Here is a 12,695-nt window from a genome sequence, read left to right on the forward strand (position 1 = left end):
CAAGTATGTGCCTCTACACTATTACCCTCATGCGTACCGCCTCTAAAACTGCCCTTTGGGTTTCGCTGCTCGCCGCGCTGCACGGACTGCCGACCCTAGCCCAGCAGCCTATTAACAACCCGAAAGCCGACCGCATTCTGCTGCCCAATGGCTGGTCGTTGAGTCCGGTGGGCACGTCGCTGCAACTCGGCGACTTACCCCTGAACATGCAGCTCACCAAGAACGGCAAGCTGCTGGCCGTGACCAACAACGGGCAGGGCAAACAAAGCCTTCAGCTGATTGACCCCAAAACCGAGAAGCTGCTCGATGAGAAGCCAATTGCTAAATCGTGGTACGGCCTGAAATTCAGCGCCAACGGCAAGCAGCTGTACGCTTCGGGCGGCAACGACAATGTTATTCTCGTTTACAACATCGTTGAGAGCAAGCTGAACCTAGCCGACACGTTGCGCCTGGGCAGAACCTGGCCGAAAGACAAGATCAGCCCCACCGGCATTGAGGTAGACGACGCCCAAAACCGACTCTACACCGTCACGAAAGAGGACAACTCCTTGTACGTGTTCGACCTCAAAACGAAGGCTATCCTCAAGAAGGTAAACCTAGGGCATGAGGCCTACAGTTGCTTGCTTTCGCCCGACAAAAAGACGCTGTACATCTCCCTCTGGGGCGGGGATAAGGTGGCGTTATACGATACCCAAACTGGCCAGCTCGCGGGCGAAATTGTCACCGAAAACCACCCCAACGAGCTGCTCCAAACCAAGAACGGCCGCTACTTATTCGTGGCCAATGCCAACGACAACTCGGTGTCGATTATCGACACGCGCAGCCGCAAGGTGCTAGAGGTGATTGCCACAGCCTTGTACCCCACCAAGCTTACCGGCTCTACCACCAACGGCCTCGCCCTTTCGCCCGACGAAAAGACGCTCTACATCGCCAATGCCGACAACAACTGCCTGGCCGTATTCGACGTGAAGACGCCGGGCAAAAGCGCGGCCCGTGGCTTCATCCCGACCGGCTGGTACCCGACGAGCGTGAAGACCCTAGGCTCGAAAATATTGGTAGCCAATGGCAAAGGCTTTTCTTCCTTGGCCAACCCGGCTGGGCCGTCGCCGGTGAAGAAAACCGATAACAGCGGCTCCCACGTGGGCGTGACGGGCCAACAGGAGGTGCAGTATATCGGCAGCCTGTTCAAGGGCACTTTGTCGTTCATCAAGCAACCTAGCCCCGAGCAGCTGACCACTTACTCGAAGCAGGTGTATGCCAATACGCCCTTCACGGGTGAGGCGCAGGCCCACGGCAAGCGCGAGGCCGGCAACCCCGTGCCGAGCAAGGCCGGCGAGAAGTCGCCGATCAAGTACGTGTTCTACGTCATTAAGGAAAACCGCACCTACGACCAGGTGCTCGGCGACATGCCCGAGGGCAACGGCGACTCCACACTGTGCGTGTTTCCGGAGAAGGTGACGCCCAACCACCACGCCCTTGCTCGTGAGTTTGGGCTGCTCGACAACTTTTATGTGAATGCCGAAGTAAGCGCCGACGGCCATAACTGGAGCATGGCCGCTTACGCCACCGACTACACCGAGAAAACCTGGCCCATCAGCTACGGCGGCCGCGGCGGCACCTACGACTACGAAGGCACCCGCAAAATTGCCTACCCACGCGACGGCTACATCTGGGACTACTGCCAGCGCGCCGGCCTGAGCTACCGCAGCTACGGCGAATTTGCCGACAACGGCAAAGCCAACCTGAAGTCGTTGGAAGGCCATATCTGCCCCAAAGCGCCCGGCTTCAACATGGATATTCAGGATATTGAGCGGGTGCGCATCTGGAAGCAGGATTTCGACTCGTTGCTGGCTAAAAGCGCCGTGCCGCAGTTCAGCACCATCCGCCTCAGCAACGACCACACCAGCGGGCAACGTAAAGGCAAGTACACGCCCATCGCCGCCGTGGCCGACAACGACCTAGCCCTAGGTCAGTTGGTAGAGCACATTTCGCAAAGCCCCATCTGGAAGGAGTCAGCCATTTTCGTGCTGGAAGACGACGCCCAGAACGGCCCCGACCACGTAGACGCGCACCGCACGCCGGCCTTCGTGATTAGTCCCTACACCCGCAAAGGCGCCGCCAACCACACGATGTACTCCACCTCCGGCGCCCTGCGCACGATGGAGCTGATCCTAGGGTTGCCGCCCATGAGCCAGTACGACGCGGCCGCCCTGCCGATGTACGACTGCTTCACGACTACGCCCAACCTAGCCCCCTACCAGGCCCGCGCCGCCCGCGTGAACCTCAATGCGCGCAACGTGGCGTGGAACAAGAGCGCCGAAAAATCGGAGCGCTTCAACCTAGCCAGCGAGGACGCCATTCCGGACCTGGAGCTCACCGAAGTGATGTGGAAAGCCATCAAAGGCGAAGATGCCGTAGTGCCCGCCCCACGTCGGGGAGCCTTCCTGAAGTTCGAGCAAAAGCGCCGCGACGATGACGACGATGATTGAGCTATAACCTAGCCCCTGTAGCGCGAAGCCTGCGCTTCGCGTGTCGCAGAACGACTTGCTTGGAAGTACAACCAACGATTACCGTTCAACGACACGCGAAGCGCAGGCTTCGCGCTACAGGGGACTATTGCTTGCCGCGCCCAGCCTCTCCCCGTTCGGCCGAGCGGTCCGGCATCCGTTCGGCCTAGCTTTGGTCACCTAACGATGCCCGAAACGCAAGCTTCGCGCTACATGGGCTAATCCTTTCTACTTTTGGGTTTAGCTCACGTTCTATGCATTTGTTTCGAATGCCGGCCCCGGTACGGCGTCTCTTTTCCGACTGCCTCTGGACGATGCCCGCCACCAGCCAGACGCTGTACCTCACCTTCGACGACGGCCCCATCCCCGAAGAAACGCCTTTCGTGCTCGAAACGCTGGCCGCCTACCAAGCCAAAGCCACGTTCTTCTGCGTGGGCGACAATGTGGTGCGCCACCCCGCCGTAGCTCGTCAGGTGCTAGCTGCCGGACATCGCCTTGCCAACCACACCTTTCACCACGTCAGCGGCTGGTCGCGCAGCCGGGCGAGTTACCTGGCCGAAGTAGATGAGTGCCAGCAAGCCCTGGATGCACTTCGCCCCGCCCCCGACGTGCGCCCGCTGATGCGGCCGCCCTACGGCCGCATCACCCGCCCCCTCGTGCGAGAGCTGAAACCTAGCTATCAGGTGGTGATGTGGGACACGCTGACCTGCGACTACGACCGCACTTTTGCTCCCGAAGAGTGCCTGCGCGCCGCTTTTCACTACACCCGCCCAGGCTCCATCGTCGTGTTTCACGACAGCTTGAAGGCGAGCCGCAACATGCGCTATGTGTTGCCCCGCTACCTCGCGCATTACGCCAGGCTAGGGTATCAGTTTGCCTCACTCTAGCGCCCTATGCTGACTTTCTTGACGGGTTACTTCATTCTGTGGTTTTTGGTATTGGGTGCGTGTACTGTGCTTTTTGCCGTGCAGCAGCGGCGGCGCCAACGCACCCAGTTGCCCTCACCCCTACCCCGCGTGAGCATACTGATTGCCGCCCGCAACGAGGAAGCCGCCATCGGGCGCTGCCTAGCTAGCCTCCGCCAGCTCGATTACCCACCCGAGTTAGTAGAAGTTCTCCTCGGTGATGATGCCTCCACCGACGCCACCCGCGCCGTGGCAGAGGCCGCTATGCAAGGCTACGCTGGACATTTCCGCTGTCTTACCATTACCGACGTCTTGGGCACCGCCCACGGCAAAAGCAACGTGCTAGCCCACCTAGCTCACCAAGCCACCACCGACTATTTCTTTATTACCGACGCCGATATTGCCGTGCCCCGCACCTGGATTCAGGGGTTGCTAGCCCACGCGCAGCCGGGCGTCGGCACCGTAACGGGCATCACGCTGGTGCACGGACCTAGGTTGTTTCACCGGCTCCAAGGGCTCGATTGGTTGCTCTCGCTCGGTTTGGTGCAGGTGGTATCGGATACGGGGGCGCCCGTTACGGCCATGGGCAACAACATGCTCGTGACGCGCGAAGCCTACGAGGCCACCGGTGGCTACGAGCGCCTGCCGCCTTCCATCACCGAAGACTACGAACTGTTCCGGGCTACCCTGCGCCACGGCTTCAGCTTCCGCAACATCTTCCGCCCTGAAGTGCTGGCCGAGTCGCTGCCCATTCCTACGTTTCGGCGCCTGCTCCACCAGCGCCGCCGCTGGATGCGCGGCGTGGAGCAGCTGCCGTGGTGGCTGAAAATGGGCCTCGCTTTCTACGGCAGCTTCTACCTAGCCGTAGCCCTGCTGGCCTGGGTTGCCGGACCGCTGGCAGTTGCCATCATACTAGGTATCAAAATGGTGCAGCAAGGCATCCTGGCTACCCTGTGTTTCCGCCGCGTGGGTCGCTGGCCACCGCTGGAGCTACTGCCCATATTCGAAGCATACACCTTGCTACTGACCGTCAGCCTGACGTTGTTTCGCCTCCTGCCGCTGTCGTTCGACTGGAAAGGTCGGCGGTATTCGTGAAAGAGTGATTTAACTCAGACTTCCAAACCAGTGTAGAGACGCATATTTGCGTCTTAGTCGTCGCTGCTATTGTTTAGTCTGCGCCGTTCTGGTTGTTCGATGACGCGAAGTGTCGCGTCTCTACACCGATTCAGGGGCTCGAAAAACTAAACTTAGACGGCTTCTCTTTGCTATTTCCTACTAATTCAATAGTTATCCTTCAAAACCCAACATTTGTAAGATACCTTCGCCTGCCATGTACTTAATCGATTCGCACGCCCACGTTTACTCCGAACAGTTCAAAGACGACCGCGACGCCATGCTGGAGCGCGCACTGGAAGCCGGCGTGAGCACCATCCTGATGCCTAACATCGACCACACCAGCATCGATGTCATGCTGGAAACGGAGGCGCGGCACCCCGAACAGTGCATTGCCATGATGGGTTTACACCCGTGTTCGGTAGGCAAGCACGTGGAGCGCGAGCTGTACCTAGTAGAAGAGTGGCTAGGTCGACGCAAGTTTGCCGCTGTAGGCGAATGCGGCATCGATCTGTTTTGGGACAAAACCTTCTTCCCGCAGCAGCAGGAAGCCTTGCGCGTGCAAATCGACCTCGCCAAAAAGCATAACCTGCCCCTGGTCCTGCACACCCGCGAAGCCTTCCAAGAGTCAGCCGACCTCATCGAGGCCGCCCAAGACGGCAGCTTGCGGGGTGTATTTCACTGCTTTTCCGGCACCAAAGAAGAAGCCGAACGGGTCATTAAGCTAGGTTTCTACCTAGGCATCGGCGGGGTAGCCACCTTCAAAAACGGCGGCCTCGACAAAGTACTCCCCGGCATCGACCTCAAGCACCTGCTGCTCGAAACCGACTGCCCCTACCTAGCTCCCGTGCCTTACCGCGGCAAGCGCAACGAGCCTGCTTACTTGCCCCTCATCAACCGCCGCGTGGCTGAGCTACTTCGCACCGACGAAGCAGCTGTGGCCGAAGCTACGGCTCAGAACGCCAAGGCCCTGTTCAACCTCTAGCCTATTCGCCTTTGCCTCGCATCGTTATCATTCAAACAGCTGCCTCCCCCACCGACCAAACCGTTGCGTCTATTCTCGTCATCTACACGGGCGGCACTGTGGGTATGGCCTATAACCAGGAGGGGCTGCTGGCACCCATGCGCTTCAGCGAAGTGACCCGGCTCATGCCCGAGCTGCGCGATGTACGCATGCGGGTGTCGGTGCTGAGCATGCCGCAGCCCATTGATTCCTCCAACGTTTCCCCGGCCGACTGGATCACGCTTGCGGGCCTTATTGGCGAATTTTACTCTTACTACGACGGTTTTGTGGTGCTGCACGGCACCGATACCATGTCGCATTCGGCTTCGGCTTTGAGCTATATGCTCGAAAACCTAGCCAAGCCCATTGTGTTCACCGGGGCCCAGGTGCCCGCAGGCCGGGTGCGCACCGATGCCCGTCGCAACTTCATTACAGCCCTGGAAATTGCCGCAGCCCGCCACCCCGATGGCAGCGCCCGCGTGCCGGAAGTCAGCCTGTTTTTCAATACCATGCTGATGCGCGGCAACCGCACCAAAAAGGTGGAAAGTCAGCATTTTGGGGCTTTCCGCAGCGACAACCTGCCGCCCCTAGCCCAAGCAGGCATCCGCCTCACCTACAATGATGCTCTGATTCGTCCTCTGCCCACGGCGTCCTTGCGCATCCACACCCAACTCAACGACAACGTCACCATCTTGAAGCTATTCCCCGGCATCACCCAGCGAGTAGTAAACAGCATCCTGAGCGTGGAAGGCCTGCGCGGCTGCGTTCTGGAAACGTTTGGCTCGGGCAATGCTTCTACCCAACCGTGGTTTCTGAACGCTCTAAAGGAAGCTAACGACCGCGGCGTGCACCTTCTAAACGTGAGCCAGTGCGATGAAGGCCGCGTGGAGCAAGGCCGCTACGAAACCAGCGCCTCTCTACCGGCCGCTGGCGTACTCAGCGGCGACGATATTACTACGGAGGCCGCCATCACAAAGCTCATGTTTGTGCTAGGCCTGCAAAAAAGCCACGCCGAAACTGCTCAATTGCTCGTACAAGACCTTCGCGGCGAGATTACCCCACTGTAACAAGGCTACCGGTTTGCGTTTCCGGAAAAATGCCCGTTACTTTGCCCGCAGATTACCGACCCAGAGAGGTGTCCGAGTGGTCGAAGGAGCACGCCTGGAAAGTGTGTATGGCCCAAAAGGTCATCGTGGGTTCGAATCCCATCCTCTCTGCATAAAAGCCCGTTTCTAAATCAGAAACGGGCTTTTTACTTATCAGGGGTACGGCTAGGGTATGATCAGACTGTTGACAGGTTGTTAAGCAGATAATCACAAGATGGCTACCCGTCAAAAAACAAGAGTAGGTTTTCTTGCTAGGCACTTCTACTATATACTGCTCATCTTACTCACTGGGGTGGCGTGTTAGCTCATCAAGACAAATGATAACACGCCAGCCGCATATCTCCGTTTATAGAGTACTTAGCTGATAGCTTACCTGCGCTTGCAGGCTGCTGTTGTGTATCCCCTGGGTTCGGTTGGTTGGAGTAGTCGTATCATCGCCGAGCGGCCGGCGTACCGGCGTGAAACCGGATGCATAGCGCACCTCAACGCCTAGGCGGGCTGTTGGTTGGTAGCCCACCCCTACCGCGCAACCTAGTTCCCAACGGTAGTAGCCATCCGTACCCCGTACGCTAGTTCCCTCACGAAAAAAGAGTGCAGGATCCAGTAGACCATTGCTAGATTCAAAGGAGGTAGAGCCCCGCCGCCGAGCCGCCACTAAGTAGCTCAGCTGCGGACCAGCTACGGCAAACCATTTCGCCCCGCTTAGGCGCACCAGAACTGGTAGGCTGACGTAATGCAGCAAGCTTCGTTCCCGATAGATCGACCGTGCACTGGTAGTCCCTCCCAAAAGGTAGCTCGTGTAGGAGGTGCGGGCACCTCGCTGCTCACACAGAAGCTCCGGTTGTAAGTCTAAACGTGTGCTCAGTGGCAAGCGCACGAACGCGCCAGCGGCAGGCCCGAGTCGAAAGCGTGGATTCGATACCTCTCCGCCGCGGTAGGTACTAACATTCAGCCCAGCTTTGACGCCAAAGCGAATGTCTTGCGCGTGTAAGGTACTGGTGGCCTGTAAGCCTAGGAGTAAAAGTATAGAGGTGCGGAGCATAGGGCTGATATAGTAGTGGATGCAAGGAAGAGGCTTCTGGCTCACAGAAGGTTGTCAACTCGTTGAAGTAAAGAAGATCTTGTTTTTAGTAGTGTACCACGTGCCCTATTTGCCTTACTGATATGTCCTAACAACTTGGGAACGTAGCCTCATTCACGAACGATAGCTTTCCCGGAGAGAGCTGCTCGAAGGATGCGTAGGAAGGGCTACCGATGGCAATCGACGAGTCGGTAAGTGCCCTGGCAATCCAATTGATGCAACCTTTTACTTAGAAGCAGTCTCCTACGGGAGAACTTTTCACTTCTTACGATGCGTCGTCTTTTCTCCTACACTCTCTTTCTTAGCGTCGTCCTAGCCAGTGCAACCGCTTGCACCAAAGAGGAAGCAGCGCCGCCAGCAGAACCCTTCTTTTCCGTAAACCAAGACGGAAAAGCCTGGGAGCCCGCCACAACAACGACCTACAAGTCGGGGAACGCCTTTTATCTGGTAAGCAACAAGGCTGCGGAGGCCAACCAGCGCCAGGAACTGTACCTAGGTTTTACGGTGACGAACCTGCGCAAGCCTTCGGTCAGGCTTTTCTCCACGGTATGGACCCACTACGCTGCTGGAAAAACCGTGCGTGATCAATACGTTAATACGGATGACCTCAGTGCCTCCAGTCTGCAGATTACGCGCCTGGATACTGTACAAAAAGTAATTGAGGGGCGCTTCGACGCGACCATACAACGCAGTACGGTGTATTCACAACAAAAAGAGCGAATGCAGTTGACCGAGGGGTCGTTTCGGGTTAGCTACCGCGATACGCTCTTGCCGGCGTACACGAATGGTCGGTAAGGCTGGGACGTTACGCGAGCAGCGTCTATTGGCTACCTAGTGGTACTACGCCTACTCACACTACTAAAACAAGAGCCCTGGCTAGGTCGGGGCTTTTGTTTTATGCAGGCTATGATCTGCCACCGGCAACTGCAGTGAAGCGGCAGGACGCCAAACCAGCGCGTCTTATAGCTGCAAGAATTTTAGTTGCTGGAAGTATAACAGAGCCACCAATAGCTAAGCTGAATTGCTCGGGTATTTGTTTGACAAGATGGCTTTAGCGGTTAAGCGTTCATCAAAAAGCCCATCGTTGCGCGGTAGCTTGAAGTTTTCAGGTAGTTGGCTTACAGCCACGCAACGACTGTAGTAAATGCTGGGCTCATGCCTTCAGTTGGTTTTATTTATCTAACAGCTCCGCTAGTTTCTTCGATAGTTCCTCGCCCCGCAGGTTAACGGCCAAAATGCGGCCTTGAGGATCGAGCAGAAAGTTTTGGGGAATGGCATTTACCCCGTAGGTCAAGGCTACCGGGTTGGGCTTGGTCAGAGAGCTTACTTGCGGCCACGGCAGGCTGTCCTGATCAATTGCTTTCAGCCACGCCGCCCGCTGCTGGGCATTATCGAGCGATACTCCGAGTACGGTAAAGCCCTTGGCTTTGTAGGCATTATACAGCTTAACCAAGTTGGGATTCTCCTGCCGGCAGGGAGCGCACCAGGAAGCCCAAAAGTCGATTAACACGTACTCACCACGCAGAGCTGAGAGTTTGAGCTGCTTGCCGTCGGGGTTAGCCTGGCTGAAATCCGGCGCTACTGCCCCTATGGCTACGCGCTGCAACTGCTCGATGCGCTGCTGCATCACCTTCCCATAAGGTGAACTGCGGACGCTAGGATCTAAAGCCCCGAACAGCGCCGCGTAGGAGCTAGCCTGGGGCATGGGTCCAACGTAGCTCTCCAGCACATACAAGCTGTAAGGATTAGCTGGATGCGCCTTTAAGTAAGCCGCGTACACTTGCTGACGCTTTTCATACACGGCATTAGCTTCCTGGTCTAGCTTGGCTTCGGCCGCGGGAGTAGCACGTTCGGCCGCAGGTAGGGCTTCGTAGGCCGCGTACAAGGCATCGAGCTGCTTCCGAAAGGATTGAACTTGCGCAGCTAGGTTTGTGCTTTCGTGATTGAGCGGTGTACCCTCGGCGGCGGCATACATAACTCGGTCGGTACCAGCCACCGTAATGGTACCCTTCTCCAGGTAAATAGGCAGCCGCTCCGGTGAGCGGTCGGCCGGGATACCGGGGGCGGGTAAGACGAGCGTGGCCTGGGGCAACGCCGGCACTGCCCCCTTGAATTGAAAGCGCCCGTTGTGCACAGCGGCAGAATCAACGATTGATTGCGTGTCTTTTTTGTAGTACAAATAACCCATGCGGGCCTTTGTTGCCGGCAAGCTGCCTTGCACTAGAAAGGCAGCGGGCGGCACTGGCTTTGACTGAGCCGTGGCACCCAGCGGAACAAGGACGAACAGGAAGTGTAGGTAGCGGCGCATAAAGCAGCAGTAGTAAAGTAGCGGAATGGGTGAGCTGATTGAGAATGGCTAACCGCCCAGTTGATGACCGCCACAAAGGTGGAGGCCTGCCTACTTCCTGAACCTTGATAAAAATCAAGAATTACCACTGGCCTGCCCTGAAGAATTTGGCCCTGCACCGCAATTTTGCTTGACAAAAGTCAAGACCGGCGGGCCACCCCGCTCTGTACTTTTGCCGATACGGAGTAGGCCAGACAAGCAAGTCGTGGCTGTCCGGCTGAAAAACCAACTAGAAACTGCTCACAGACTGGTAACTTAGAATGCTGGTGCTCCCGCAGTTTGCCGTCTTTACGCCTAGCCTCTCATCCTGTGAAATACCTGTTGGCGCTCCTCCTGCTGGGGCTTGTCCTTACCAGCCAGGCGGAGCCTTATTACCCTATCCTGAGCAAGACCGAGGTTGACAACCTGCGCAGCCAGCTACGGCGCAGCGCGCCCGATACCAACCGCGTGAAGCTGCTGGTGCAGTTAAGCAACGATTTGACCTCTCGCTACTATTACATGCAGAAGCCGGACTCGATAGTGGCGTACATTCACCAGGCGCAAGCCCTGAGCAAGGCGTTACACTATGTTGGCGGCCAAATAGATAGTGATTACGCACTAGGGTATTTGCTGCGCAAAGACCCCGGCGGCCGGGAGGTTGTGTTACAGGCCTTGGCGCGCAGCCAGCAGCGGCACGACCGGCGCCGGGAAGCCATCGGCTGGTACCTGCTATGTGAAACATATGAGAAATCTATGGCGCTTCATCCACAGCGGATTAAGTATCTGGAGCAGGCTGTCCGGCTATTTGGGGCCGTGCACGACCAAGTGCAGGAAGCCCGGGTACTGCGAGAGCTGGCTGACGCTTACTTGATGCAGGGCAAGCCGGCGCGGGCCCGGGAAGAGTTGCTGCGCAGCCTAGCCCTGTATCGAGCGGCCGGCTACCGCAAGCAGCATTCTTCCCTCGACCTGCTAGCTGCTACCGACGATGCGCTGGGCAATTACAAAGAGGCCCTCCAGTACGCGCTGGCGGCCGTGGCAAGTGCCAAGCGCAGCCAGGATACCCTGCTGCTGTGCACGTACTACATGCGGGTGGGCGCCGTGTACCAGCAATTCGACCAGCGCGATAAAATAATTCAGTACTATCGGCTGGCTATGCGCAGTGCGGAAGCCAATAACTATACCGATACGGCGCTAGGTCTGGCTTCTACCATTGCCCGCGTCTTATTAGCTGAAAACCGGCCGCAGGAGGCCCTGGCGCTCATACTTGAAAAAAGCAAGGCGTATCCACCACAGGATGATTTCTCCCGAATGAAGGTAGCCCAGGGGCTTATTAGCTGCTACTTGCGCACTAAGCAGTATGCCTTGGCCTCGGCCTATTGCCGGCAAATGGAAGCCTACCTGACTAGCAAGCAGGCCACCACTGATTACCGCGTGCTGCACGGGGCGTACCTGACCGTTGGGGCCTGCTGCCTGGCTACCAAGCAGTACGCCAAAGCGCGGACCTACCTTACCAAATCCCTGGCGGCGGGCCAAGTTGTGCTTACTCGTAGCAGCATGGCCCACGCGTGCTTGCTGCTGTATAAAGTTGATTCGGCCCAGGGGAATCTGCCGTCCGCCATTGCCTACTACAAGCGTTATAAGGCTATCAATGACAGCATATTCAGTGAGAAAAACAGCAAGCAGATGGCCGCCTTGCAGGTTCAATTTGACACCGAAAAGCGCGAACAAAGCATTGCCCTTCTCACCAAGCAAAATCTGGTGCAGCAGTTGGCTATTCGGCAGCGCGAGTTGCAGCGCAACGCCGTGCTAGGGGGCGCGGCCTTGCTGGTGTTGGTGCTAGGCCTGGGCTACAACCGCTACCGCCTCAAGCAGCGCAGCGCCCGCCTGTTAGAGCAGAAGCAACACGCCCTGGAAGCGCAGCAGGCGGAAATCAACCGCAAGAACGAGGCGCTGGAGCAGGTGCTAGGTGAGAAAGACAAGTTGCTGGAAGAGCGGCAAGGGCTGCTGGTGGAAAAGGATTGGATGCTCAAGGAAATCCACCACCGGGTGAAGAACAACCTGCAAGTGGTGAGCAGCTTGCTCTCGACCCAGTCGCGCCACTTACACGACCCGCAGGCGGTGGCTGCCATTCGCGAGAGCCAGAACCGGGTGCAAGTTATGGCCTTGCTGCATGAGAAACTCTACCAAGCCGACAACATCGGCCGGGTGAACATGGCTGACTACGGCCGCGAAATCGTGACCTACTTGGTGCAGTCCTTCGACCGCCAGCAGTCGGTGCAAACGAAGCTGGAACTGGCGCCCATCGAGCTGGAAACCACGTTGGCGACGCCCCTAGGGCTCATTATCAACGAGGCCGTGACCAATGCGCTCAAGCACGCCTTCCCGCCGCCGCGGCGCGGCACGCTCACGGTCGGGTTGGTTTGCCTGGCGTCGCAGCAATACGAGCTTACCATCACCGACGACGGGGTGGGCTTGCCGCCCGGCTTTGACTTGAAGCGCAGCCGTAGCTTGGGCATGGTCATTATCAAAGGCTTGAGCCGCCAGATTGATGGCCAATTGGCGGTGAGCACGGCCGATGGCGTGTGCATCAACCTGCAATTTGACACCCGCAAGAAGCCCGTTTATGCCGATGCCGAAGCAGTGGCCTAGGCCAC

The 12,695-nt window shown here is 57.6% G+C and carries 9 protein-coding genes and 1 tRNA gene; 8 read left to right on the plus strand and 2 right to left on the minus strand.

Annotated elements, in window-relative coordinates; translation table 11 throughout:
* Positions 1 to 29: 29 nt before the first annotated feature.
* From BXP70_RS19225 to BXP70_RS19250, 6 genes are all read left to right on the plus strand, one after another.
* A complete protein-coding gene (locus BXP70_RS19225; protein ID WP_218779820.1) occupies positions 30 to 2,489 on the plus strand; it encodes a bifunctional YncE family protein/alkaline phosphatase family protein in 2,460 nt (819 codons plus the stop codon).
* A gap of 272 nt (positions 2,490 to 2,761) precedes the next feature.
* A complete protein-coding gene (locus BXP70_RS19230; RefSeq protein ID WP_245849688.1) occupies positions 2,762 to 3,394 on the plus strand; it encodes a polysaccharide deacetylase family protein in 633 nt (210 codons plus the stop codon).
* Positions 3,395 to 3,400: 6 nt separating this feature from the next.
* Entirely contained in the window at positions 3,401 to 4,507 is a 1,107-nt protein-coding gene (locus BXP70_RS19235) for a glycosyltransferase (protein WP_086595751.1), read from the plus strand.
* A gap of 235 nt (positions 4,508 to 4,742) precedes the next feature.
* Entirely contained in the window at positions 4,743 to 5,510 is a 768-nt protein-coding gene (locus BXP70_RS19240) for a TatD family hydrolase (RefSeq protein WP_086595752.1), read from the plus strand.
* Between the two features lie 11 nt (positions 5,511 to 5,521).
* Positions 5,522 to 6,595, plus strand: a complete 1,074-nt coding sequence (locus BXP70_RS19245) for an asparaginase (RefSeq protein ID WP_245849689.1) — start codon at positions 5,522 to 5,524, stop codon at positions 6,593 to 6,595.
* Positions 6,596 to 6,657: 62 nt separating this feature from the next.
* A tRNA-Ser gene (locus BXP70_RS19250) sits at positions 6,658 to 6,745 on the plus strand.
* A 235-nt stretch (positions 6,746 to 6,980) separates the two neighbouring features.
* Here the strand turns inward: BXP70_RS19250 and BXP70_RS19255 are convergent.
* Positions 6,981 to 7,676 carry a porin family protein gene (locus BXP70_RS19255; protein ID WP_086595753.1) on the minus strand — a complete coding sequence of 232 codons (696 nt, stop codon included), beginning with the start codon at positions 7,674 to 7,676 and terminating at the stop codon, positions 6,981 to 6,983.
* Between the two features lie 309 nt (positions 7,677 to 7,985).
* Here BXP70_RS19255 and BXP70_RS19260 point away from each other — a divergent pair, with 309 nt between their 5' ends.
* The gene (locus BXP70_RS19260) at positions 7,986 to 8,510 is read left to right on the plus strand and encodes a hypothetical protein (RefSeq protein ID WP_086595754.1); all 525 of its coding nucleotides are present in this window, start codon (positions 7,986 to 7,988) and stop codon (positions 8,508 to 8,510) included.
* 376 nt (positions 8,511 to 8,886) lie between these two features.
* On the opposite strand, the gene BXP70_RS19265 is transcribed toward BXP70_RS19260, so the two are convergent.
* Positions 8,887 to 10,023, minus strand: coding sequence for a redoxin domain-containing protein (locus tag BXP70_RS19265; protein WP_086595755.1), 1,137 nt, complete (start codon positions 10,021 to 10,023; stop codon positions 8,887 to 8,889).
* A gap of 348 nt (positions 10,024 to 10,371) precedes the next feature.
* On the opposite strand from BXP70_RS19265, the gene BXP70_RS19270 reads away from it, so the two are divergent.
* Entirely contained in the window at positions 10,372 to 12,690 is a 2,319-nt protein-coding gene (locus tag BXP70_RS19270) for a histidine kinase dimerization/phosphoacceptor domain -containing protein (protein ID WP_086595756.1), read from the plus strand.
* The last annotated feature ends 5 nt before the right edge of the window (positions 12,691 to 12,695 follow it).

This window comes from Hymenobacter crusticola, from assembly GCF_002154225.1.
Lineage (GTDB): Bacteria > Bacteroidota > Bacteroidia > Cytophagales > Hymenobacteraceae > Hymenobacter > Hymenobacter crusticola.

Coding starts and splice junctions, on each gene's coding strand:
- BXP70_RS19240 (WP_086595752.1), top strand. CDS start 4,743: ATGTACTTAATCGATTCGCACGCCCACGTTTACTCCGAACAGTTCAAA.
- BXP70_RS19260 (WP_086595754.1), top strand. CDS start 7,986: ATGCGTCGTCTTTTCTCCTACACTCTCTTTCTTAGCGTCGTCCTAGCC.
- BXP70_RS19225 (WP_218779820.1), top strand. CDS start 30: ATGCGTACCGCCTCTAAAACTGCCCTTTGGGTTTCGCTGCTCGCCGCG.
- BXP70_RS19230 (WP_245849688.1), top strand. CDS start 2,762: ATGCATTTGTTTCGAATGCCGGCCCCGGTACGGCGTCTCTTTTCCGAC.
- BXP70_RS19235 (WP_086595751.1), top strand. CDS start 3,401: ATGCTGACTTTCTTGACGGGTTACTTCATTCTGTGGTTTTTGGTATTG.
- BXP70_RS19265 (WP_086595755.1), bottom strand. CDS start 10,023: ATGCGCCGCTACCTACACTTCCTGTTCGTCCTTGTTCCGCTGGGTGCC.
- BXP70_RS19255 (WP_086595753.1), bottom strand. CDS start 7,676: ATGCTCCGCACCTCTATACTTTTACTCCTAGGCTTACAGGCCACCAGT.